The organism is Actinoplanes hulinensis, assembly GCF_019429605.1.
In the GTDB taxonomy this organism is placed as follows: Bacteria; Actinomycetota; Actinomycetes; order Mycobacteriales; family Micromonosporaceae; genus Actinoplanes; species Actinoplanes campanulatus.
Genome location: NZ_JAHXZI010000005.1, coordinates 392,057 through 415,660, shown reverse-complemented (window position 1 = coordinate 415,660; position 23,604 = coordinate 392,057). Strand labels below are relative to the sequence as shown.

Sequence of the window (23,604 nt, the reverse complement as noted above, 5' to 3'; positions counted from 1 at the left end):
CGTCCCGGCAACATAAATGTTGCCAAAGGAATCTCCCACCCATCGCCTAAACGATGAGCCGGGGTATTGCCATAATTGGCACTGGCTTATCAAGCACCCTGTTGAGTTCTCAAAGAACAACCGCACACCTTCGAACCGCTCCGCATTCGCGGCCCGTTCTCCGGGGCACTCGCTCTACTTTACCCGCCGTTTCCGCCGTGTCAAATCCGCGTTTCGCAACCGAATTCAGCACCACAGAAACTGCACAGGCACCCCAACAGACGCACGATGCTAGATCGTGCGATCTTGTTTGAGGTTCCTCCAGGACGGCCGCGCCGGGCCCCTGAATCGGGTCCCGCTCGCTCGCCCGTCTCCCTGGCGGCTCGGACAACATTACTCGCCGCCCCTCGCAACTCCAAATCGGGGGTCCCGCGACGCCCGTCACACCGATTTGTCGCGGTAAATCCTCAACTCCGATCGCGTCAGACCGATCAGCGCCTGTCCGAGGTATGGGCGAGGCGGGGCCCCACAGGGATGCTTCGAGGGCATATAACCGACGCATGCGCACTGACGAGCTCGCGGACCTGATCAGCGAGGTGCCCGGTACTGAGGTGACCGCGGCGCCCGGGGTGGTCACCGTGCATGTGCCGGCGATCGGAGACACGGCTCGGATCCTGTTCCGGGAGGTGCTGGACGCCTATGAGGTGTCGGTCCCGACCGGGGCGCCGGCGGTTCAGGTGGACATCAGGCGCGGGCACGAGTCGCTGCCGTTCATCATCACGGTGGACGATGTGGTCTTCACGCCGGCGTACGCGGATGATCTGGTGGACCCGGAGGACGAGCTGCTGGTCCCGGCCATGCCGGGGCTCCTGGGCTATTCGGAGATGCACCGGGACGTACGTGCGCTCGGTAAGGCGATCGACGATCCCCAGCTGGAGCTGGATCCGGAGATCCTGGCGGCCACCCTGCTGGCGCACCGGTGCTTCATCGCCGGCGCCGTCCGGATGGGCCTCTGGCCGGTGCGGGTGGCGGCCTGGTGGGAGTACACGTCGGCCCGCGCGGCGAAGAGCATCCGGCTGGCCCACTTCCGCCCCGACCCCCGTTGGGACGAACTGATGGCGGATGTGGCCGAGGCCCGCCGCCAGACCGCTCTGGCCGAACTCTGACCTGGGCCGCCCAGGCAGCCACCGAGCCGTCGACAGGCTCGCCGCCCCGATCTCCGCGACCTCCATGACCTCTGCGACCTCCGCCTAGGAGGCGCGATCCCTGGATCGACAGGGCAAGGCGTGGAAGGCCGAGAAGGGCCAGACTGGGTTCCAGGTCGATGGAGGGAGCGGAGATGACCACGGAGCTGCGGCGAGTCTTCGACGAGGACGCGGAGCGATATGACCGGGCTAGACCGGGCTATCCACCGCAGGTCTTCGAGGATCTGGCAGCCGCGGGGGCACTACCGCCCGCGCGGGTGCTGGAGATCGGACCCGGGACGGGCAAGGCAACGGTGTCACTCGCCGAGCTCGGCTACCGGATCACCGGGATCGAGCTGGGTGCTTCGCTCGCGGCGGCAGCACAGCGAAACCTGGTGGACCATCCCGCGGTGACGATCGTGATCGGGAGCTTCGAGGAGTGGACGCTGCCGGAGGAGCCGTTCGACGTGGTGTTCGCGGCGACCTCTTTCCACTGGATCGACCCGGCCACCCGAGTGTCACGGTCGGCGGACGCGCTGCGGATCGGTGGGTTGCTGGCCACTGTCGCGACCCATCACATCAAGGGCGGCACCGAGGTGTTCTTCGCGGCGGCACAGCGGGTGTATGAGCGTTACGACCCGCGCACCCCGCCGAATCTGCGATTGGAGCCGGCTCGGGACATCCCACACGACGATGCGGAGATCGCGACGTCGGACCGGTTCGGCCCGGCGACCTTTCATCGGTACGAGTGGGACGCCACCTACACGACGTCGGAGTATCTGGATCTGCTGCTCACCTACTCGACCACCCGCTCGATGCCACGACCAGAGCAGTCCGCCCTGCTGGAGGGCATCGGCCGGCTGATCGACGAGGAGCACGGCGGGCGGATCGTCAAGCGGTACCTGTCCGAGCTTCGGCTGGCCCGCCGGATACGGTGACCGGCCGCGGCACTCGGATGGCGCAGCACAGGGCGCCGGCCAGCGCGGCCGCGTAGAGCAGCAGGACGGTGGTGTAGGAGGACTCGCCCGGCGACCAGGTCAGGACCGAGCCGCCGACCGCGGTGCCGAGGCTGCCCCCGACGGTGCGCATCACGGTGTTGACGGCGGCGGACACCCCGGTCTGCTCACTCGGCACCGCCTCGACGACGAGCGCGCCGACTGCCGCGAAGGCCAGGCCGATGCCTGCGCCCATGACGAGGATGCCCAGGCAGACCTGCGCCAAGGTCTGGTGGCCGACCGCGAGGGCGAGGTAGGCGAGACCGGCGATGGCGATGCCGGCGGCGAGGGCGGCGCGTGGTCCCTGGCGCGCGGTGAGGCGGCGGTAGACCCGCATGATCAGCAGGTTGCCTACAGCGGTCGGCACCATCACCAGGCCGACGACGGTGGGTCCGGCGTCGAACTTCTCGGCCACCAGCAGCGGGATCACCATCCAGGAGCCGAACATGCCGAAGCCGAGCAGAAGGGTGGCCGCGTTGGTGGCGCGGACGGTCGGGAGGGCCAGGGTTCGCAGGTCGACGAGTGGTTGGTCGGCTCGTCGCTGGCCGCGCCACCAGACCGGGGCGAGGATGGTGGCGCCGATCAGGGGCCAGTGCCAGCCGGGTGATCCGAAGCGGCTGATGGCCAGCAGCAGGAGACCCAGCCAGGTGGCGAGGAGTGCGGCTCCGTACCAGTCGATTCGGGTGTTGAGCGGCGCGCGCTTGCCGGGCGGCAGGAGAAGGATCACCGGGATGATCGCCAGCGCGGAGACCATGGCGGGGATCAGGAACAGCCAGCGGGAGGAGAGCAGGCTGAGGATGGGGCCGGCGGTGATGGTGCCGGCGGCGCCGCCGACGCTCATCACGGTGGAGATGATCACGAAGGCGCGGGGGCGGCCGGGCGCCGGGAGGTGTTCTCTGACCAGGGCGAAGCAGAGTGGGAAGACAGCGCCGCCGAGGCCCTGCACTACCCGGCCGGCGACCATGACCGGCAGGTCGGAGGCGAGTGCGGAGGTCAGGGCGCCGAGGCTCATGGCGGTGAGGGCGGCGATCAGGATGCGGCGTTTGCCGTGGATGTCGCCGAGCCGGCCGAGGACCGGTGTGGAGATCGAGGCGCTCAACAGGAAGGCGGTCAGCAGCCAGGCCGTCGCGGACGGCGTGGTGTTCAGCTCGTCCTGGAAGACGCCGAGGGCGGGCACGACGAGCGACTGCAGGACCGAGTAGGCCGTCGTGGCGAGACAGAGACCGCCGAGCGCGGCGCCGGGTTTCAAGATCAAACCTTCCATCGGTACAGCCGGGGCGGACCGGCGGCAAAACGACCAGGAGGAACACCGTTCCGCCGCCGGACGGTCGTGTGGGGTGTTGCGGAACGCCACCCCTGCCCGGCCGCGCTGGGCATCGCCAGGCAACACGGCCTACCCAGGCGGCCGCCGAGCGACGCGGCCCTGCCTGGGCGGCCCGAGCGGGTGTTGCGGAACGCCCCCGGCCGGCCGCGCTGGGATGTTGTTGGGCAGCGCGGCCGGGTGGGTGGGCGGGCTTACGGGAGGAGTGCGGGTGGGCGGGTGTTGGTGTTGGTGTTGGCGGGGCGGGGTAGGCCGTAGTGTTCGCGCAGCGTGCGGCCGGTGTACTCGGTTCGGAAGCGGCCTCGTTCCTGGAGGATCGGGACTACCTGGTCTACGAAGGCGGCCAGGCCTGAGGGGAGGACCGGGGCCATGATGTTGAAGCCGTCGGCGGCGCCGGACTCGTACCAGTGCTCGAGTTTGTCGGCTACCTGGACGGGGGTTCCGGCGAAGGTGAGGTGGCCACGGCCGCCGCCGAGACGGCCGATCAGTTCGCGGACCGTGAGGCCCTCGCGGCGGCCCAGGTTGACGATCAGGGTGCGGCGGCTCTTGGCGCCCTCGATCTGTTCCTCCTCCGGCAGGTTCGCCGGGAGCGGGGCGTCGAGGGAGAGCTCGCCAGGGTCGACGCCGAGCAGGTCGGCGAGCTGGGTGAGGGCGTATTCGGGGCGGATCAGGCGTTCCAGTTCGGCTTCGAGTTCGCGCGCCTCCGACTCGGTGGCGCCGATGAGGGGCACGATCCCGGGGAGGATCTTGACGTGGTCGGGGTCGCGGCCGTGTTCGGCGGCGCGGCGTTTGAGGTCGTCGTAGAACGCCTGGGCGTCGGACAGGGTCTGGTGTGCGGTGAAGACGGCTTCGGCGTACTTCGCGGCGAAGTTGCGGCCGTTCTCCGACGAGCCGGCCTGGACCAGCACCGGGCGTCCCTGGGCTGAGCGCGGGAGGTTGAGGGCTCCGGCCACCGAGTAGTACCGGCCCTGGTGTGCCGGCGGGTAGATCCGGTCCTGGTCGCCCCAGACGCCGGTCTCCTTGTCGGCGACGATGGCGTCGTCGTCCCAGGAGTCCCACAACTTGACGGAGACGTCGACGAACTCGGCGGCGCGCTCGTAGCGATCCCGGTGGGTGGGCAGCGCGTCGAGGTTGAAGTTGCGGGCCGAGTCGAGGCCGGCCGTGGTGACGATGTTCCAGCCGGCCCGGCCGCCGCTCACGATGTCCAGGGAGGCGAACCGGCGGGCCAGGTTGTAGGGCTCGTTGTAGGTGGTGGACGCCGTGGCGATGAGCCCGATGTGCTGCGTGGCCCCGGCAAGGGCGGTGAGCAGCACGGTCGGTTCGAGGATGCCGGACGGGCGGCGGCCCACCTGGTCGAAGATGACCGGGACGTCGGCCAGGAACAGCGAGTCGAGCTTGCCGCGCTCGGCGATCCGGGCCAGGTTCTTGAAGTGCTCGACGTTCAGGTCGGCGTACGGGTCGCTCTCCGGAAGACGCCAGGCCGCCTCGTGGTGGCCGACACTCATCAGGAAGGCGTTGAGGTGAAGCTGTCCGGGACGGGTCATCACTGCACCCGCGGGGTGTAGTGGGTGGCCTCGTCGCCCTCGAGGATGCGGCTCTTGGTGCCGTCGGTGCCTACCGGGACGTCGCCGGCCACGGTGACACGGTGGAGCTTGCGGGCGAGGTCGCCGTAGTCGTCGGCGGCGTAGTGCTGGGTGGTGCGGTTGTCCCAGACCACGATGTCGCCGACCTGCCACTTGTGGCGCAGCGTGTTCTCGGGGCGGGTCACGTAGTGCTGGAGCAGGCGCAGGATGTCGCGGGACTCGGTACGGGACAGGCCGATGATCCCGGTGACGAAGTTGCCGATGAACAGGTTCGGCAGCCCGGAGTCGGGGTTGACGCGGACCACCGGGTGGGCGGTGCGGTAACGGGTGGAGACGAAGACCTTGTGGTATTCCTCCACCTCGGCCGAGCGGAACTGCGGGTGCTCGGCGTAGTCGTACTCGTTGGAGTGCTCGGCCCACAGCCGGTCGGCCAGCACCCGCAGGTGCTCGGGCAGGTCGGCGTAGGCGGCCGCGGTGTTGGAGAAGAGGGTGTCGCCGCCGTAGGGCGGGATGACGAGGCTGCGCAGGGTGGTGGCCTTCGGCGGGGCGACCACGAACGTGACGTCGGTGTGCCAGGCGTTGGCCCGGGCCCCCTCGGCGCCGGCCACCTCGAGCACGTTGGCCTGGCCCTCGACGGACGGGACGGTCGGGTGGGCCAGGGTCAGCGGGCCGAAGATCGAGGCGAACCGCTGGTGCTGCTCGTCGTCGAGGTGCTGGCCGCGGAAGACCAGGACCTTGTGCTCGACCAGGGCGTCGTGGATCTCCTTGGCGGTGACGTCGTCCACTGAGGTACGAAGGTCGACGCCGGAGATCTCGGCTCCGATCCGGCCACCGAGGCGCGTGATGTCGATGCTCATTGTCGTTCCTTTCCGAAAGCGAGGGGCTTAGTTGGTGCGCCAGGTGGAGAAGCGGCGCTCGGTGACGATCAGCAGCTGGTTCACGATCAGGCCGATGGCGGAGATCGTGATGATTCCGGCGTACATGTCGGGGACCGCGAAGTTGTACTGGGCGTAGTTGATGAGGTAGCCGAGGCCGGCTTTCGCGCCGACCATCTCGGCGGCGATCAGGATGAGGATCGAGGCGGCGCCGGCCAGCCGGATCCCGGTGAAGATCGTCGGCACGGCGGCCGGGAGCACGACCTTCTGGAAGAGCCGCACCGGGCCCAGTCCCAGCGATCGGGCCGATTTGATCAGGAGCGGATCAACGGTACGGACGGCGCTGACCGTGTTCAGCAGGATCGGCCAGGTGCACCCGTACAGGATGATCGAGATCTTGGAGGTTTCGCCGAGTCCCAGGATCAGCACGAACACCGGCAGGATGGCCAGCGCCGCGGTGTTGCGGAACACCTCGAGCAGCGGGTTCAGCAGGTTCGCGACCGGGCTGTACCAGCCGATCAGCAGGCCGAGCGGCACCGCGATGAGGATGGCCAGGCCGAAGCCGGCGGCCGAGCGGACCAGGCTGGCCTCGGTGTGGGTCCACAGTTCACCGGAGATCAGCAGGTCCCACCAGGCGACGAGCACCTCGGACAGCGGCGGCAGGAACGTCGGGTCGACCAGGTACTCCCCCGGGGCGGTCTCCCACTGCGGGGCGAGCTGCCAGACCAGGGCGAGCGCGCCGATCGCCGCGATCCGGGTGAGGACTGTGGTGAGAAAGCGGGCGCCCTTGCGGTACCAGGGGTTCACGGGGGCCGGCGACGCGGTGACCCCGACCACCGGGACGACCCGTTCCGACAGCGCGACCGGAACATCGGTGATGCTAGACATGGCTGCTCTCCAACTCCTCGCTCCGGGCGCGGTCGACCTCGTCGCGCAGCAGGCTCCAGATCTCGTGGCGGTAGTGCGTGAACTGCGGGTCGGAGCGCAGGTCCTCGGTGGCCGACCGGGCGTCGATCGGCACCTCCACGACCTCCTTGATCCGGCCCGGCCGGGAGGTCAGTACGGCGACGCGCTGGCCGAGGTAGACCGCCTCCTCGATGCCGTGGGTGATGAAGACGATGGTCTTGCCGGTCTTCTCCCAGATCCGCAGCAGTTCGTCCTGGAGGCCGTCGCGGGTCTGCGCGTCGAGGGCGGCGAACGGCTCGTCCATGAGCAGCACGTCCGGGTCGAAGGCGAGGCTGCGGGCGATCGCCACCCGCTGCTTCATGCCGCCGGAGAGCTCGTGCGGGTAGCGGTCGTGGAAGCCGGACAGGCCGACCAGGTCCAGGTACTCGCGGGCCTTCTCGGCACGTTCCCTCCGGCCGACGCCCTTGGCCTCCAGGCCGAACTCGACGTTGCCCTGGGCGGTTCGCCACGGCAGCAGCGCGTACTGCTGGAAGACGATGCCGCGGTCCAGGCCGGGGCCGGTGACCGGTTTGCCGTCGACCAGGATCCGGCCGCTGGAGATCTCGCTGAGGCCGCCGAGCAGGTCCAGGAGGGTGGACTTGCCGCAGCCGCTGGGGCCGACGATGACCAGGAACTCGCCGTCGCGTACCTCGAGGTTGATGTCCTGGAGGGCGGTGACGGTGCGGCCGCGGGCCTGGAAGGTCTTGCCGACGTTCTCGAACACGATCTTGGCGGTCATGCGGCACCGCCGGTGGCGAAGGAGTTGTAGTCGTTGGAGTAGATGTCGGTGGCCTTGATGTCCTTCTTCAGCTCACCGGACCGGTCCAGCCACTCGATCCAGGTGCTGAACTCGCGCTCCTCGATCACGCCACCCTTGCCGGCGACGCCGTAGCTCTTCCAGAACTTGGTCTGGCTGTCGTCCTCCTCGCGGCCACGCTTCTTGATGATCTCCTGGAGCTTCGCGATGACCTCTTCGCGCGGTGTGGCGCGCGACCACTCGATGGCCTTGCCGACACCGGCGACGAAGGTCTTCACGGTGTCCGGGTTCTTCCTGATGAAGTCGTCGCGGAAGATGTAGCTGCCGGCCGTGAACTTCCCGAGCAGGTCGTAGTCGGTGTAGAGGGGGTGGATGCCGCCCCGCTCGAGTGCCTTGTCGCGCAGCGTGCCACCGAGGGCGGCCACGTCGATCTGCTTGGCGCGCAGCGACTGCTCGGTGTTGACCGGCGGCACCACGATCAGTTCGACCTGCTTGATCTCCTCGTCGGTGAGGCCCTCCTTGGCCAGGTAGGTCTTGGTGATCGCCTCGGAGTGGGCGCCGAGGGTGTTGACGCCGATCTTCTTGCCGATCAGGTCGCGGGCCGACTTGATCGGGCTGTCGTCGAGGACGTAGAAGCCGTTGAAGTTGACGTCGTCGACGCCGTAGTAGCCGACCACCGCGGTGATCGGCGCGCCCGAGGAGGCGAGCTTCACGATCGCGCCGTTGAACGCGCCGCCGAAGTCGGTGTCGCCGGTGGTGGCGGCCTGGATGTCCTGCGGGCCGCTGATCGTGTTGCCGATCCACTTGAGCTTGACGTCGCTCAGGTAGCCCAGGTCGGCGGCCAGTTCGGCGAGGGTCACGGCGCCGACGTTGCCCTGGTAGCGCAGCTCCTTGACCTGGTCGCCGGCGGCGGCGGCCGAGCCGGATCCACCGCAGGCGGCGAGTGTGGTGACGGCGAGGACGCCGGCCAGCGCGGCGGCAAGTGTGGATCTACGGGTGGTCATCGGTACTCCTCAAGGGGCGGGCCGGTGTCATCGACCGTGCGGGGGTGCGTGTCATCGGCCGGGCGGCCGGTGGCCGTCGGCGTATCTCAGGCAGATTTCAGCGCGCCGGTCCGGGAACCGGCGGGTTCAGGTGGGCCGCCGGCGACGGTGCTCGGCGGTCCGGTACGGCGGCGGCTTCGCCGTCCGTCTCAACAGGCGCAGGTACACACCCGGAGGTAGTCGACGAAGCGGCGCCGGGTCAGGCGCTTGCTTCGGTTCATGTCAGCAACGTATGCCGCCGACGACCACCACGTCAGCGGGTTTGTGACTCAGCTCACATACATTTCCCATAGAGTGAGTGGGATATGAGAACCACTCAGGCGGCGTTACCGCCCGTGACCTGCGACAACGCCCGGCTCACGAAGGCGTACCGGAAAAGAAGGAAGGGCGAGGGCGCACGATGCGCACCTCGCCCTGCTCAGCCGGAACTCACCCGCCGGCCGCGGGTCCGATCACTCGCCGAAGTCCCCGAAGGACTCGCCGATCTCCTCGATCGCCTCGCCGGCGAGGTAGCCCGCGGCCAGACCGCCCGCGATGCCCATCGCGGCGCCGCCCATGCCGTGGCCGCGGTGCCGGTAGTGGCCGTGGTGACCGTGGCCCCCCTGCCGGTAGTGACCGCGGTGGCCGTAACCGGGCCGCGGGTGGCCGTAACCCGGCTGCGGATGACCGAAGCCCGGCATCGACTTGCGGCGGTCGACGGCCTGGCGGACCCAGCCGTCGACGACCTGGCGCCAGTCGGTGGTGTCGGCGTCGCCGTGCGACACCGTGTAGCGGCCGTAGGTGTCGTGGCCCTGCGTGAACAGGCCGCCGCGCTTGTCGAACTCCAGCACCACCTCGACCTGGTGCGGGCTGGTCACGAAGGTCAGCTCGACCTCGTTGATGCCGGCCGCCGCGTAGTGCTGGGGCGGGAAGTACTCGATCTCCTGGTAGAACGGGAGGGTCTGGTGGACGCCGTAGATCTGCCCGTACTCCAGGTCGGCGGACTTGAAGCGGAAGCCCAGCTGGGCGAACGCGTCCAGGATGCGCTGGTGGATCGGCAGCGGGTGCACGTGCACCGGGTCCAGGTCGCCCTTGTCGATCGCCCGGGCGATGGCCACCTCGGTGCGCACGCCCATCACCATGCCGCGCAGCGTCTGCCCGTAGACCGTGGTGATCGGCGTCTCCCACGGCATGTCGATCCGGAACGGCAGCGCCAGCTGCTGGCCGGGCGCCAGGCGCATCGGCCCGGTGACCGGGACCCGCAGGAAGTCGGTGACGGCCGAGTAGTCACCGCCGCCGCCCTCCACCTCCATCCGGGTGATCAGACCGAGGGTGATGTGCTCGATGGCCGCGTCCTGCGTGCCGCCGACCAGATTCACGTTGCCGGTCAGTGGAGCGCCCGGGTAGGTGCTCGGGTTGGACAGCACAGTGTCCACGCTCGGCCCGCCCACTCCGATGGCACCGAGCAACTTCTTGAAGACCACGATGTTCTCCCGCTAGAAAAAGGTGCCTCGGAAAACTAGCAACGCCCGCTGAACGAACGCTGAGAAATCGCCGTCACCACACGATCCCGTCAAAAACGGTACGACCATCGTGCAAGGTCAGGAGGGTTTCCGGGCGACCGCGCCGTACATCGAGACCTCGGAGGGCGCCGGGCGATCCTCGCGTTCCGGGCGCCAGTCGCTGATCGCCACGATGCCCGGCTCGACCAGCTCCAGGCCGTCGAAGAAGCGGCCGAACGTGGCCCGGTCGCGCGGCCAGGCGTCGACGTGGCCGGCCGCGAGCATCGCGTCGTAGCGGGCGGCGGCCTCGGCGTCGACGAAGTCCTTCGTCGAGTTGGTGGCCACCAGGTAGCTGCCGGGCGGCACCGCCGCCAGCAGCTCGGCGACCACCTCCCGGGCCTGCTCGTCGGAGGCGACGAAGTGCAGGACGGCGAGCAGGAGGATGCCGACCGGGCGGTCCAGGTCGATGGTCTCCTTCAGCTCGGCGGCGCCCAGGATGGCGGCCGGGTCCTTCAGATCGGCGTCGACATACGTGGTGGCGCCGCCGATCATCAGCGCGCGGGCGTGGGTGAGCACCATCGGGTCGTTGTCGACGTAGACCACCCGGCTGTCCGGGGCGATCCGCTGAGCCACCTCGTGCGTGTTCTGCGGGGCGGGCAGACCGGTGCCGACGTCCAGGAACTGGCGGATGCCGGCCTCGGCCAGGTGACGGACCGCCCGGTTGTGGAACGCCCGGCCCTGCTGCGCGGCGGTGCGGACGGCCGGGTACACCGCGGCGATCCGGTCGCCGGACTCCCGGTCCACCTCGAAGTGGTCCTTGCCGCCCAGCCAGTAGTTCCACCGGCGGGCCGAGGAGACCGTCGTCTGATCCACCTTGTCGCTGGTCACGGGGCATCCTCCGGGAATGGGAGCGCGATCGGGCCGCGATCATCCTAGCCGGAATCGAGACCCGTCGTGGTCCACAGTGGATCGACTCGGGTTTCCCCGCCGGTGGCTCGCGGCATATCCTGCCCGGGCGACGTTCGGAAAGGGTTCAGCGTTGGCCGTGCAAGCCCCGCCTCATCGGCCCTTCTCCCCCGGCTTCCCGCCGGACGATCCGACGCGCCGCAACGGTGGCGCGTCGATCGCGGTCACCCTGCGGTACGCGCCGCTCGCCTTCCTGCTGCGGCTCTACCCTCCGGTGCTGGAGATCGACGGACAGGCGGTGCCGGCCGGCTGGGGGCGGTTCGTGCAGTCGGTGGGGTTCGGGGAACACCACGTGCACGTGCACGTGCCGTACCTGATCCCGTCCCGGATCGGCGCCGCCGACGTCACGGTGCTCGCACTGCCGGGCAAAACCGTCGAGCTGGAGTACCGAGCGCCCCTGTTGTCCTTCCTGCGCGGGGCGCTCGGCGCTCCTCCGCAGCGCTACCCGGGGGCGGTGGCCGCGTGGGCGCTCCTGACGGCCGCGGTCACACTGGGCGTCTGCGCGTGCATCGGCTGGATCGTCGACGCCGCCGGCTGAGATGACATCCGGGCCGGGTCACGGTTTGGCCTGTAGCTCCTCGTGCAGGGCGCGCATCAGCTCGGCGCCGGTGAACGGCTTCTCCAGCAGGTGCACCTCGGCGGAGAGGGTGCCGTGCGTGGTGAGGACCGGCTGGGCGTACCCGGACATGAACAGCACCCTGGTGTCCGGCCAGCGTTCGCGGACCGCGTCGGCCAGGTCCTTGCCCAGCATGTTCGGCATGATGACGTCGGTGAGCAGGACGTCGACGCTGTTCTCCTCGGCCAGCCGCAGCGCCTCGTCGCCGCCGCCGGCGGCCAGCACCGTGTAGCCGGCGCGCCGCAGGATCCGGCAGGTCACGTCGCGCAGCGCGTCCTCGTCCTCGACCACCAGCACGCTCGCGCCGTGCCCGGTGAGGTCGAGGCCGGGATCCTCCGGGACCTGCTCGTGCGGTTCCACGTCGGTGGCCGGCAGCAGGATCGTGAAGGTGGTGCCGATGCCCACCTCGGAGTAGATCTGCACGGTCCCGCCGGCCTGGGTGATGATCCCGTAGACGGTGGCCAGGCCGAGGCCGGTGCCCTGGCCGCTCGGCTTCGTGGTGTAGAACGGCTCGAACACCTTGTCGATCACCTCCCGGGGCATGCCGGTGCCGGTGTCGGAGACGCGCAGGCGCACGTACGGGCCCGGCGGAAGCCCGGCCTGGGCGGCGGTGTGCTCGATGTCCACCTCGACCGGGGCGGTGTCGATGGTGAGCCGGCCGCCGGTCGGCATCGCGTCCCGGCCGTTCACCGCCAGGTTGACCAGCACCTGCTCCATCTGGCCCGGGTCCATCATCACCGACGGCAGGCCGTCCGCGGTGCGTACGGTCAGGGTGACGTGCTCGCCGAGTGACCGTTTCAGCATCTGGTGCACCTCGGTGACCACATTGTTCAGGTTCAGCGGCCGGGGCCGGATCACCTCCCGCCGGGCGAAGGCGAGCAGCTGGTGGGTGAGGTCGCTGCCCCGGCGGGCGGCCCGGGCGATCTGCTCGGCGTCCGTGGCGGGTGGGGTGCCGGCGGAGTCCTCGATGATGAACGACGCGTAGTTGAGGATCACCGCGAGCAGGTTGTTGAAGTCGTGGGCGATGCCGCCGGCCAGCTGCCCGAGGCTCTCCAGCCGCTGGGTCTGCTGGATCCGGGCCTCCAGGCGCTGCTTCTCGGCCTCCTCGCGCAGCCGGCGCCGCTCCTCCTCGGTGGCGAGGCGGTCGGTGATGTCGCGGACCACGGCCACGGTCACCACGCCGCTGTCGGTGTGCAGGGCGCTGCAGGCGATGTCGACCGGGATCTCGGCGCCGTCGCGGCCGATCGCACGGCGGGTGGCCCAGCGCTGGTCGGCCTGGCCGTCGGCGGCGCGTTCGGAGTCCAGCGGGGTGGTGTCCTCGCCGGTCCACAGCACCGCCGAGACGGCCGGCAGCCCGTCCGGCAGGAGCCGGTCCAGCGGTATGTGCAGCAGGTCGTACCGGGTATGGCCGAACAGCCGCTCGGCCTCGGCGTTGACCAGCACCATCTCACCGGACGCGCCGACGCCGAGCACCGCGTCCGGCGCCGCGTCGAGGATCGCCTGCACCCGGGCCTCGGCCTGCTCCCGGTCGCTGATGTCGCGGGTGATGCTGGTCGTGCCGACGATCGTGCCGTGCTCGTCGAGCAGCGGGGACACCAGCGTCGACACCGCGATGATCTCGCCCCTGGCGGTACGCCGGACGCTGCGGTAGCGGTCCACCCGGCCGCCCAGCCGGACCAGCAGCCGGACCTGCTCCTCGTCGGCCTGCCGCTCGGCCGGGATGATCTCGTCGATCGGTTTGCCGATCATGTCGGCCGGCGGGTGGCCGTAGAGCGCCTCGGCGCCCGGGTTCCAGGACAGCACGCGGCCGTCCAGGTCGGCGGTGACGATCGCGTCGTGCGACGACTGCACGATCGAGGCGAGCAGTGAACGGCTGCGGGCCGCCTCCCGTTGCACCGTGTCGTCGCGCAGGACCGCGGTCACGTACCTCTCCCCGTCGGGCGCCCGCACCGCGGAGAGCGAGACCTCGACCGGAAAGACGGTGCCGTCGCTGCGCGTGCCGCGAAGCGGCAGCCGCCGCAGCGGAAGCGGTTGGGCGTCGCGCACATCGTCCGGGATCAGTTCATCGAGGGTACGGCCGACCAGCGGCTCGGTCGTGTATCGGAACATCTCGTGCGCCCGGCGATTGGCCATGGTGATGGTGCCGTCCGAGCGGCTCACGATGATCGCGTCCGGGGCGGTGTCGATGAGGAGCCCCGGGATCCCGGTTGACTCCACCGATGCCTCCCGCCCTCCACGGTACTTCTGTCCGGATATTTCGGGCATGAGGTTGGGTTAATCGGGGAACGTATTCAGGGTGAGCATCGCAGCAGAACCGCCCATCGACCCGAACCGGCCCAGCACGGCCCGAATCGCCGATGTCTTCCTGGGCGGCACCCACAACTTCGCCTCGGACCGCGCCGTGGCCGCCCGGGCCATCGAGCTGCTGCCCGAGGTCCCGGCGATCGCCCGCGCCAACCGGGCCTTCCTGCGCCGCGCGGTCCGGTACGCGGCCGGGCGCGGCATCCGGCAGTTCCTCGACCTCGGCTCCGGCATCCCGAGCGCGAACCGAGTGCACGAGGCGGCCCGGGACGTGGCCCCCGACGCCCGGGTGCTCTACGTCGACATCGACCCGACCGCCGTCCTGTACGCCCGCCATCAGCTCGAGAGCGACCCGGGGGCCGCGGCCGTCCACGGCGACCTGCTGCGGCCCGCCGCCCTGCTGGACGAGCCCGAGGTCCAGGACCTGCTCGACCTGGACCAGCCGCTCGCCGTACTCCTGAGCGGGGTCCTGCACTTCCTGCCGGACGGTCCGGACCTGGACGCGGCACTGGCCGCCTATCGGGAGGCGGTCGCGCCCGGCAGCGTCCTGGCGATCTCACACGTCACGCCCAGCGACCACGCCGACCTGACCGAGCGGTTCACCGCGCTCTACAACCGCACCGAGACACCTCTGACGCCGCGCGAACCCGACGAGGTGGCGCGGTTCTTCGCGGGGTGGCGGCTGGTGGAGCCCGGCCTGGTCTACTGCCCGGAGTGGCGGCCGGACCCGGACGACGAGCCGGTCAGCGACCCCGCCCGATTCGTGACCCTGGGCGGCGTCGGCGAGAGATAGCGATCCCGGCGTCGGCCGGCCGGTCCCAGCCGTCACAGCTGTCCTCCGGCTCGATCTCCAGGAGATCGAACAGGTCCGGACCGGAGTGCCCGGTGTCCACCGAACCCCCGATCAGGCCCATGATGGCGGCACAGTTGCGCCCGTACCCCTGGATCATGCGGTCCACCCGGGTCGGGTGACCACAGCGACGGCACGGCCGCATCCGCTCCGATGATCTCGCTTCCCCCACCCCTCGATTATCAGGATTCGCCGACGGCTTCGGCGAGTTCCTGCTTGCTCATCCGGGAGCGGCCCGTGATGTGCTGCTCCTTCGCCTTCTCGTACAGCTCCCTACGGGTGGTGGCATGGTGGTCGCCGCCGTCGGGGAGGGAGCCCATGGTGACCTCGGCGAAGCGGCGGCCCATCTCCTCGCGCTCGTCGGCGGCCAGCCGCTTCTCCAGGACCGGGAGCAGGTCCTCCTCCTCTTCCTGTACGTGGTGGCGCAACTCGCCCGCGATGGCCGCGATCGTGCCGCCGTAGCCGGGGTCGCCGGGGTCGCCGCGGAGGAGGTTCTGCAGCATCTCCTCGACCTGATGGTGTTCGACGGTGCCGTCCTTGACCTCTTCGCCCTCGTCGGCGGCCAGGTCACGGATGGCCGGGTAGACGAAGTCCTCCTCGGCCTCGGAGTGCGGCAGGAGCATCCGGGCCACCTCCTGCATCAGCTCGGCCCGGTCGGTGCCGCCCTCCTCGGCCCGGGCGAGCAGATCCTCGACCTGTCGGTGCTGCTGTTTGATGATCTCCACGATGTCCGGCACGGCTGGGTCCCCCTCGGTCCAAGCGTTGGATGGAACGCCTGGCGAGATACCCGGAAAGGGACGAGTCATCCCCACAGCAAACGCTCATCTTCGCGGCCGTACTCTCCGGTAGCCGACTGGGAAGAGGAGTTCACACGTGCAGCCGTTCCGGATCTTCAGGATCACCGCGATCGCCGAGGCGTTCTCGTGGACGGGCCTGCTCGTCGGGATGTATCTGAAGCATGTCACCGAGACCACCGAGGCGGGTGTGTGGCTGTTCGGCCGGCTGCACGGGGCGCTGTTCGTCGCCTACCTGGTGGCCACGCTGTGGGTGGCCCGTGCCGAGCGGTGGTCGCCGTGGCGCACCCTGTTCGGCCTGGCGGCGTCGATCCCGCCCCTCACCACACTGATCTTCGAGCGCTGGGTGGCCAGGCGCCGAGAGGCCCCCGCGGACTCGGTGGCCGCCACCGCCTGAGTCCGCGGGCCCGCCCCACGACCTATTTGACCGCTATCGGGTTCACCGGCGAGCCGACCGCGCCGGTGATCGGCAGCGGCGCGGCGGTCAGCCAGAACTCGTAGACGCCGTCCGACGCGCAGTCGAGTGCGAGCGCGTCCAGGTCCCACATCTCGCCGATGAACAGGCCGATGTGCGGGATGGCCACCTGATGCAGCGGCTGGAACGCGTCGTCGAACTCGTTGGGCCGCACCTCGAAACCCCACGTGTCGGTGGCGATCGCCGCGATCTCGGTGCGGTGCAGCCAGTCGGCGGTTTCGAACGACAGACCGGGGGCCGGCCCTCCGGCGTAGTCGCCCCAGCCGTCGCGCCGGGCCCGGGCGAGCTGTCCCGTGCGTACCAGGACGATGTCGCCCCGGCCGATCGCCACACCCAGATCCGCGGCCCGCGAGGCAAGATGCTCCTCACGAATCGCGAAGCCGTCCGGAAGGTCCCCGAAGTCGAGCAGGACCCCACGCCCGGCGATCACGTCGGCGACCGTCTCGATGCCGGTCTTCGCGTCTCCGAGGCTGGTCACCACGTCGGCGGCTCGCCGCCCGTTCCAGGCGTAGCCGTGGTCGAAGATGTGACCGAGCCCGTCCCACTGCGTGGAGCACTGCAACGGCATGGCGATGACGTCGTCGGCGCCGCCGATGCCGTGCGGGAACCCCTGGACGCCGGCCGCCGCGTCGGTGCCCGTGTCGAGCATGGTGTGCACCGGGTTGGTGCGCCGTCGCCAGCCCTTCTGTGGCCCGTTCGCGTCGAACGCCTGCGACAGCGAGAAGGAGGCGCCGCGGCGGATCAGCGCCGCGGCCTGCCTGCGCTTGCCGGGAGTCAGGAAATTCATGGTTCCGCGTACGTCGTCCGCGCCCCACCGGCCCCAGTTGGAACAACGCTGCGCGGCCGCGGCGATGGAGCCCTCCGGGTCAGTTCTCGAGAACACCGGTGACCCAGTCGGCGATGTACGTCTGCACGTGCGCGAAGTGGTCGAGCCCGATGTGCTCGGCCCCGCCCTCGGCCGGGGTGAAGATCCGCAGCTCCCGCTTCGGCGAGTTGACCGCCTGTTCGTAGGAGCGGTGCGCGTACGTCAACGGGATCTGCCGGTCGTTCTCGCCGTGGCAGATCAGGAACGGCACGGTGATCCGCTCGACCACCCCGTCCAGGTTGACCGCCTCGGCCTTCCTGATGAACGTGTCCAGGTCGTCCTCGCCCCACACCCAGAGCACGTGGTCCCAGTAGTGCGGCACCGGGTTCTCGCCCTCGCGTTCGAGGCGGCGCTTCTGCACGGCGCCCCAGTCGTGGTTGGCTCCCCAGGCGACGCAGAGGGCGAGCCGCTTCTCGAACGCGGCTGCCCGGGGCGCGTAGTACCCACCCAAGGACCAGCCTACGAGTCCTATTTTTCCAGAAACAACATCATCGCGGTTCAGTAGATGGTCAACGCAGGCCGCGGCCCAATCCTCGGTCTCGACCCGGCTCTTAAGATCAAGAAACCGCAGCGCCTCGCCACTGCCCGGGCAGTCGACCATCAGCGTGTTGACACCCCGGGCGGCGAGTTCGTGCGCGAACCCCGAGGCGTACATGTGCTCCTTGGTGGAGTCGAGCCCGTTCCACAGGATGACAGTCGGCGCGGGACCATCGGTCGCCTTCTTGAAGTAGGCCGGAAGCAGCGAACCCTCGAACGGAATCGAGACCCGCGTGGTGTCCGGGTCGATCAGGTCGAACGCCTTCTGCTGAAGGTCGAGCAGCCGCTGGTAGAACGCGCGGCGGCCGGGCGACTTCGCGCTCTGCATGCGCTCGGCCTGGGCCAGGTAGTTGGTGGCCCGCTGGTACTTCTGCCCCGCGGTGCGCGTGTTGCCGGCCGCCTCGTCGGCCGCCGCCTGGGTCGCGAGGTCCTCCGCGACCGCCGCCCAGGAGGCCATGAACTCGGCCGTCCCGACGTCCGAGCCCCGCGCGGCCAGGTCCTTGATCGGGCGGCACGCGCGGTCCACCTCGTCGATCAGCCCGCCGCTGTTCAGGGTGGCGACCACGCCCAGGTTCCAGACATAGTTGCCGGGGAAGTACTCGAACATTCAGTGCTGCCTTTCGTTGCGCGTGATCGCCGGATCACGGCGGCGAGCGGGCGGGAGTTCAGCGGTCCCGGGACCGGAGATGATGCGGTTCGTCAGGCTGCCGATGCCCTCGACGGTCAACGTCACGGTGTCGCCGTCCCGCAGCGGCGGCGGATCCTGCCTCCCGTTGCGGCCCCACAGCTCGGCCAGGCAGCCGCCGTTGCCGACCGTCCCGGATCCGAGCACGTCACCGGGGACGACCCGGCTGTCCCGGGCCGCGTAGGCGAGCATCGTCTCGAAGGTCCAGGCCATGTTGCTGAGCAGGTCACGGCCGACCTCGGTGCCGTTCACCCGGGCGGTGCACCACAGCTCCAGGAAGCCGTCCCTCCTGTACGGTTCGAGTTCGTCGGCGGTGACGATCCAGGGGCCGAGCGTGCCGGCGAAGTCCTTGCCCTTGGCCGGGCCGAGGCCGACCTTCATCTCCCGGCTCTGCGGGTCGCGCGCCGACCAGTCGTTGAAGATCGTGTAGCCGAAGATCCGCTGGTCCGGGCCGATCACGGCGGCGACCTCGAGTTCGAAGTCGCGCGCCACCGACGCGGCCGGGAACGGCACGTCGTCGTCCGGGCCGAGAATCGTGTGCGGGTTCGTGAAATAGAAGGTCGGCGCGGCGTACCAGGCATCCGGAACGCCGCTCGCGCCGTCGACGCTGCGCCGGACCCCCTCGACGTGCTCCTCGAACGCGACGAAGTCGCGGAGCGAGGCGGGTTTCAGCGGCGCCAGCAGGCGGATCTTTTCGAGGGGTACGGGCTGAGCACTGTCAACCGCATCGACGCCCGCGGAGATGATCTCCAGCATCGTGGGATCACCGCGGAACGGCAGCACCCGATCCCCGTCGACCACGCCGGTGCGGACCCGGCCGTCGTGGCGGAATGTCGCGATCCTCATGGCTCTCCTTACACCGGCGGGGCGACGAAGAGGCCGCGGTCGACATCGTTGAACGACTGCTTCGCCACGAACTCGTTCATCGGGTTCGCGGTGCCCCACTGGTCGCTGACCGCCGGGTCGGAGAAGTCGTAGATGTGCGGGTGCCAGGTGTCCTCGTCGAGTTCCTCCAGCTCGGTGGTGTACTCGATGGTGTTGCCGTGCGGGTCGAGGAAGTAGCTGAAGGTGTTGTTCCCGGCCATGTGCCGTCCGGGGCCCCACACCTTCTCGACGCCGCCGCGCAGCAGCCGGCCGGTGCCGCGCATGTACTCGTCGACGCCGCGCATCTCGAACGACGCGTGGTGCAGCGAGACGTGCGGACCGCGGGCGACGGCCAGGCTGTGGTGCCAGCGGTTGGTCCGCAGGAACCACATCATCTCGCCCATCCGCGGGTGCATCAGGGTGTCGGAGAGCGCGAAGTCGAGGTGCTTGGCGTAGAAGGCGACGGTCGCCTCCGGGTTCGGCGAGTTGATCACCACGTGGGAGAGCTTGACCGGGACGGACTCGCCCTCCTCCACCTTGCGGTGCTGCCGGACCTCGACGTCCGAGGACACCTCGACGGTACGGCCGTCGATGTCGAAGAACCGGAAGCCGTACCCGCCGCCCGGGGTGAGCAGCCTGCCGGGCTCGCAGACCAGTTTCACCCCGGACCGGCCCAGGCGCTCGGCCAGCGCGTTCACGTCGGCCTCACTCGCCGCGCCGAAGGCGATCAGGTCGAGGCGCTTCTCGGCGGCCCCGCGCAGCCGGACCGAGTACTGCTCCGGAGAGCCGGCCGCGGCCAGGAAGGCGATGCCGTCGTCGGTGGTCTCCGGCTCCAGGCCCCACATGGTCGTGTAGAACTCGAACTGCCTGTCGTAGTCGGGCACCGCCAGGTCGACGTGCCGCAGGTGGGTGATGAGCCGCTCGTCGTTCATGTCTGTCCTTTCAGGCCGGCTCAGCGACGAGCTGAGCGACGCGGGCCATCAGGCCGGGCACGTCGCCGCGCTCGTGGGCGAGCTGCCAGCGGGCGAGTCGCAGGGATGCCTCGACGACCGTCTTGGCCCGGCCGAGGCGGCGGCCGGTGAACTCCTGCCACAGGCCGTCGGTGAGCGCGTCCTCGCGGAGCAGCAGCTCGGCCAGGACGGCGGCGTCCTCCAGGGCCTGGGCGGCGCCCTGGGCCAGGGTGGGCGGGCAGCTGTGCGCCGCGTCGCCGATCAGCACCACGTTCCCCCGGTGCCAGGGCCCGTCGATGACGTGGCTCTCGAAGGCGGTGTAGTTGACCCCGGCCGGGTCGGTGAGCGTCTCCCGGATCTCGTCCCACGGCCCGTGGTAGGCCCCGGCCAGCTCGCGCATGGTGGCGAGGGCCTCCTCCGGCGACAGGCTGAACCGGTCCTGCACGTCCTCGACCAGGTAGGCGTAGATCGAGTCCGGCCCGGTCGGGCAGTAGCCGGCGATGTAGGCGGGCCCGCCGTAGTAGAGGTCGGTGCGGGTGACCGACGCGGGCCGCTTCGTGAAGGTCCGCCAGATGCCCATGCCGACCGGCTGCGGCTCCACGTCGATGCCCATTTGGCGACGGGTCCACGAGCGCAGCCCGTCGGCGCCGATCACCAGGTCGTACCGCTGCTTCGCGCCGTCTTTGCTCTCGCCGTCGGCGAAGGTGACCTCACCGTCCGGGGTGAGGCCGGCCGGGCAGGCGCCGAAGCGGATCCGCGCGCCGGCCGCGGTGGCCCGGTCGATCAGGATCCTCGCGAGCGTGGGCCGGTACATGCCGAGGGTGGCGGGCAGGTCCGCGCCGCCGGTACGGATGTCGGTCAGCTCGGCGATCAGCGTGCCGGCCGGGTCGGGGGCGCGCAGGCCGAGCGTGTCGAACGCGTACCCCTCGGCTTCGATCTGCTCCCAGACGCCCAGCCGGCGCAGGACGCGCAGCGCGTTGCCCTGGAGGGTGATGCCGGAGCCGAGCGCCGCCACGTCGGGTTCGAGGTCGACCAGGTCGACCGTCACCCCGCCCTCGGCGAGCAGGATCGCCGCGGCGGCACCGGCGGCGCCGCCACCGACGACCAGGACCTTACGAACTGCTGGCACGGCGGTTTCCTCCCTGTTACCCCTGTGACTGGGACCACTGTCCCGTCCGGCCGGGCCATAAGGGAACGTCGAACTGCTGATCGGAGGCATAGGCCAGGCTTATAGTTCGGGGATGGCCGTCGACCGGGTGCTCGCCAATCTCGACCTCAACCTGCTGCTCACGCTCGACGCCCTGCTCAGGGAGCGGAACGTGACCCGGACCGCGGAACAGCTCGGGGTCAGCCAGCCGGCCGTCAGCGGGGCGCTCGGCCGACTGCGCCGGCACTTCGGCGATCAGCTGCTGGTCCGGGTCGGCAACCGGTACGACCTCACCCCGCTCGCCACCCGCGTCGCCGCCCTCACCGGACCCGCGCTGGCCGGGGTACGCCGGGTCTTCGACGCCACCGCCGAGTTCGACCCGTCCGGGCTCGACCGCGAGTTCACCATCGTCAGCTCCGACTACGCGGCCACCGTGCTGGGGCCGCCGCTGGCCCGGCGGATCGCGGCGCAGGCTCCGGGGGCCCGGCTGCGGTTGCAGCAGACCACGCCGTACGCCGTCGACCACGCCACCGACACGCTGCGCACCGCCGACGGGCTGTTCATCCCGCACGGTTTCGTGACCGGACTGCCCTACCTGGACCTCTACACCGATCGCTGGGTCTGCATCGTCTCCGAGGACCACCCCGACGTCGGTGACACGGTCAGCATGGAACAGCTGGCGGCACTGCCGTGGGTCGTCCTCTTCGACCGCCCGACCGCGTTCGCCCCCGCCGTACGCCAACTGCGGATGCTCGGCATCGAGGCCCGGGTGGATCTGGTCGTCGACGGATTCCTCCAGATGCCGTTCCTCGTCGCCGGCACCCGGCGGGTCGCGCTCATCCAGGAACGGCTGGCCCGGCTGCTCGGACCGGTCGCCGGAGTCCGTGCCCTGGACTGCCCGTTCGACGTGGTCCCGGTGGCCGAGGCGTTCTGGTGGAACCCGATGTACCGCAACGATCCGGCCCATGTCTGGCTGCGCGAGGTGTTGCTCGACGCCGCCGCCGAACTGCGCCCATCAGCCTGAGTTATGGCCGCCATCAGCGGTTCCGTCTTCCGCTGATGACCACCGGCTACCCATAGTCAGTGCCCACACGTGACCTGGACCACTCTCACGAAGGGCCTGTCCATGCCCGACACCGTCCGCACGGAACGACGCGCCGGCATGCCGCAACTCGTCCTGCTCCTCGCCGGCAGCTGCCTCTCCGTCCTCGGGGCCGTGCTCATCGCACCCGTACTGCCGCAGATGACCGACCACTTCGCCGACGTGCCCGGCGCGGACGTCCTGGTGCCGATCGTCCTCACCGTACCGGCGCTGATCATCGGCCTGACCGCGCCGTTCGCCGGGCTGATCGCGGACGCCGTCGACCGCAAGCGGGTGCTGATCCTCGCGATGATCGGTTACACCCTCTTCGGCACAGCGCCGCTCCACCTCGACTCGCTGGGCGCCATCATCGGCAGCCGGGTCCTGGTCGGACTCTGCGAAGCGGCGATCATGACCTGCTGCACCACGCTGATCGCCGACTACTGGTCCGGGCCGCGCCGCAGCCGCTACCTGGGACTACAGACACTGCTCGCGTCGGTGTCGGCGACCGTCTTCCTCGGCGTCGGCGGTGCGCTCGGGTCGTCCGGATGGCGTACCCCGTTCTGGCTCTACACCGTGGCGGCGCTCCTCGCCGTACCCATGTATCTGTTGATCTGGCAGCCCGCGCGCACCGCTCCGGGGGAGAGGCTGCCGCCGCTGCCGTGGCGCCGGCTGCGGGTGCCGTGCCTGGTCACCCTGGCCGGAGGCGTCGTCTTCTACGCCCTGATCGTCGAGCTCTCGTTCGTCCTCGACGAGGCCGGGGTGACGGCCACCGCGACGATCGGCGCGCTGAGCGCGCTCATGTCGCTGGCCACCGCGATCGCCGCCGGGTCCTTCGCCAGGCTCTCCGGGCGTACGCCGCGCGCGTTGCTGCCGGTCGCCTTCGGATCGTCGGCCGCCGGGTTCCTGATCATCTGGGCCAGTGGCGGCGCGATCCCGGTGATCACCGCGGGTGCGGTGCTGACCGGCGCGGGCACCGGCCTGCTGCTGCCGGTGCTGCTCACCTGGGCCACCAACGGGCTGTCCTTCGCCGAGCGGGGCCGGGGCACCGGCCTGTGGACCGGAACCCTGTTCATCGGCGAGTTCCTGTCCCCGGTCCTGATCATGGGCCTGTCCGGCGCCTTCGGTGGCCTGCGCCCGGCCCTGGGCGTGCTCGGTGTCGCGACCGCGGTCCTGGCCGTCGCCATGCCGGCGATCGTCCCCCGCTCCGCCGCCCCCTTGAACGTCACCCACGACTGACCCCACCCGGCCGGCCTTTCGGGGCGGCTAGAGAACCTATGTGGTCGAGGTCCGCGTCCCCTTCCAGCCCC

General features: G+C 70.0%; 22 protein-coding genes. 7 read left to right on the top strand and 15 right to left on the bottom strand.

Annotated elements, in window-relative coordinates; all coding sequences use genetic code 11:
- Nucleotides 1-539: 539 nt before the first annotated feature.
- Nucleotides 540-1,145, top strand: a complete 606-nt coding sequence (locus tag KZ829_RS12510; RefSeq protein ID WP_220144013.1) for a hypothetical protein — start codon at nt 540-542, stop codon at nt 1,143-1,145.
- A gap of 173 nt (nt 1,146-1,318) precedes the next feature.
- Nucleotides 1,319-2,101, top strand: coding sequence for a class I SAM-dependent methyltransferase (locus KZ829_RS12505; RefSeq protein ID WP_220144012.1), 783 nt, complete (start codon nt 1,319-1,321; stop codon nt 2,099-2,101).
- On the opposite strand, the gene KZ829_RS12500 is transcribed toward KZ829_RS12505, so the two are convergent.
- The 8 genes from KZ829_RS12500 to KZ829_RS12465 all read right to left on the bottom strand — a co-directional run bounded on the left by KZ829_RS12500 (nt 2,055) and on the right by KZ829_RS12465 (nt 11,051).
- Complete coding sequence (locus KZ829_RS12500) at nt 2,055-3,407, bottom strand: MFS transporter (RefSeq protein WP_220144011.1); 1,353 nt, start codon at nt 3,405-3,407, stop codon at nt 2,055-2,057. The two genes, KZ829_RS12505 and KZ829_RS12500, sit on opposite strands and share 47 nt — an antisense overlap.
- Nucleotides 3,408-3,673: 266 nt before the next feature.
- On the bottom strand, nt 3,674-5,023 hold the full coding sequence (locus tag KZ829_RS12495) for an LLM class flavin-dependent oxidoreductase (RefSeq protein ID WP_220144010.1): 1,350 nt from the start codon (nt 5,021-5,023) through the stop codon (nt 3,674-3,676).
- Nucleotides 5,023-5,919, bottom strand: coding sequence for a TauD/TfdA dioxygenase family protein (locus tag KZ829_RS12490; protein ID WP_220144009.1), 897 nt, complete (start codon nt 5,917-5,919; stop codon nt 5,023-5,025). The genes KZ829_RS12495 and KZ829_RS12490 overlap by 1 nt, the downstream gene beginning before the upstream one ends.
- A 27-nt stretch (nt 5,920-5,946) precedes the next feature.
- Entirely contained in the window at nt 5,947-6,825 is an 879-nt protein-coding gene (locus KZ829_RS12485; RefSeq protein WP_220144008.1) for an ABC transporter permease, read from the bottom strand.
- Nucleotides 6,818-7,621: an ABC transporter ATP-binding protein gene (locus tag KZ829_RS12480; protein WP_220144007.1), complete on the bottom strand. Its 804-nt coding sequence runs from the start codon at nt 7,619-7,621 to the stop codon at nt 6,818-6,820. Before KZ829_RS12480 ends, KZ829_RS12485 begins: the two co-directional genes overlap by 8 nt.
- Nucleotides 7,618-8,643: an ABC transporter substrate-binding protein gene (locus tag KZ829_RS12475; RefSeq protein ID WP_220144006.1), complete on the bottom strand. Its 1,026-nt coding sequence runs from the start codon at nt 8,641-8,643 to the stop codon at nt 7,618-7,620. Before KZ829_RS12475 ends, KZ829_RS12480 begins: the two co-directional genes overlap by 4 nt.
- Before the next feature lie 491 nt (nt 8,644-9,134).
- Entirely contained in the window at nt 9,135-10,145 is a 1,011-nt protein-coding gene (locus KZ829_RS12470; protein ID WP_220144005.1) for a sporulation protein, read from the bottom strand.
- A gap of 117 nt (nt 10,146-10,262) precedes the next feature.
- Nucleotides 10,263-11,051, bottom strand: coding sequence for an SAM-dependent methyltransferase (locus KZ829_RS12465; RefSeq protein WP_220144004.1), 789 nt, complete (start codon nt 11,049-11,051; stop codon nt 10,263-10,265).
- A gap of 157 nt (nt 11,052-11,208) precedes the next feature.
- Here KZ829_RS12465 and KZ829_RS12460 point away from each other — a divergent pair, with 157 nt between their 5' ends.
- Nucleotides 11,209-11,667, top strand: coding sequence for a hypothetical protein (locus tag KZ829_RS12460; protein ID WP_308285453.1), 459 nt, complete (start codon nt 11,209-11,211; stop codon nt 11,665-11,667).
- Between the two features lie 18 nt (nt 11,668-11,685).
- Here KZ829_RS12460 and KZ829_RS12455 read toward each other — a convergent pair whose 3' ends face one another.
- Nucleotides 11,686-13,962: a PAS domain S-box protein gene (locus KZ829_RS12455; RefSeq protein WP_220144002.1), complete on the bottom strand. Its 2,277-nt coding sequence runs from the start codon at nt 13,960-13,962 to the stop codon at nt 11,686-11,688.
- Nucleotides 13,963-14,041: 79 nt separating this feature from the next.
- Between KZ829_RS12455 and KZ829_RS12450 the strand changes: the two genes are divergently transcribed.
- Entirely contained in the window at nt 14,042-14,839 is a 798-nt protein-coding gene (locus KZ829_RS12450; RefSeq protein WP_220144001.1) for an SAM-dependent methyltransferase, read from the top strand.
- 239 nt (nt 14,840-15,078) lie between these two features.
- Here KZ829_RS12450 and KZ829_RS12445 read toward each other — a convergent pair whose 3' ends face one another.
- Entirely contained in the window at nt 15,079-15,633 is a 555-nt protein-coding gene (locus KZ829_RS12445) for a hemerythrin domain-containing protein (RefSeq protein WP_220144000.1), read from the bottom strand.
- A 136-nt stretch (nt 15,634-15,769) separates the two neighbouring features.
- Between KZ829_RS12445 and KZ829_RS12440 the strand changes: the two genes are divergently transcribed.
- Nucleotides 15,770-16,087: a DUF3817 domain-containing protein gene (locus KZ829_RS12440; RefSeq protein ID WP_188122704.1), complete on the top strand. Its 318-nt coding sequence runs from the start codon at nt 15,770-15,772 to the stop codon at nt 16,085-16,087.
- Between the two features lie 22 nt (nt 16,088-16,109).
- On the opposite strand, the gene KZ829_RS12435 is transcribed toward KZ829_RS12440, so the two are convergent.
- From KZ829_RS12435 to KZ829_RS12415, 5 genes are read right to left on the bottom strand one after another with little or no spacing between them, the layout of a single operon-like run.
- The gene (locus KZ829_RS12435) at nt 16,110-17,048 is read right to left on the bottom strand and encodes a cyclase family protein (RefSeq protein WP_220143999.1); all 939 of its coding nucleotides are present in this window, start codon (nt 17,046-17,048) and stop codon (nt 16,110-16,112) included.
- Entirely contained in the window at nt 17,032-18,174 is a 1,143-nt protein-coding gene (locus KZ829_RS12430; protein ID WP_220143998.1) for an alpha/beta hydrolase family protein, read from the bottom strand. Before KZ829_RS12430 ends, KZ829_RS12435 begins: the two co-directional genes overlap by 17 nt.
- Nucleotides 18,175-19,098 carry a fumarylacetoacetate hydrolase family protein gene (locus tag KZ829_RS12425; protein WP_220143997.1) on the bottom strand — a complete coding sequence of 308 codons (924 nt, stop codon included), beginning with the start codon at nt 19,096-19,098 and terminating at the stop codon, nt 18,175-18,177.
- A gap of 8 nt (nt 19,099-19,106) precedes the next feature.
- On the bottom strand, nt 19,107-20,048 hold the full coding sequence (locus KZ829_RS12420) for a VOC family protein (RefSeq protein ID WP_220143996.1): 942 nt from the start codon (nt 20,046-20,048) through the stop codon (nt 19,107-19,109).
- 10 nt (nt 20,049-20,058) lie between these two features.
- Entirely contained in the window at nt 20,059-21,195 is a 1,137-nt protein-coding gene (locus KZ829_RS12415) for an FAD-dependent monooxygenase (RefSeq protein ID WP_220143995.1), read from the bottom strand.
- Nucleotides 21,196-21,307: 112 nt separating this feature from the next.
- On the opposite strand from KZ829_RS12415, the gene KZ829_RS12410 reads away from it, so the two are divergent.
- Both KZ829_RS12410 and KZ829_RS12405 read left to right on the top strand, forming a co-directional pair.
- A complete protein-coding gene (locus tag KZ829_RS12410; protein ID WP_220143994.1) occupies nt 21,308-22,237 on the top strand; it encodes a LysR family transcriptional regulator in 930 nt (309 codons plus the stop codon).
- Between the two features lie 102 nt (nt 22,238-22,339).
- Nucleotides 22,340-23,533, top strand: a complete 1,194-nt coding sequence (locus KZ829_RS12405) for an MFS transporter (protein WP_220143993.1) — start codon at nt 22,340-22,342, stop codon at nt 23,531-23,533.
- Nucleotides 23,534-23,604 lie beyond the last annotated feature (71 nt).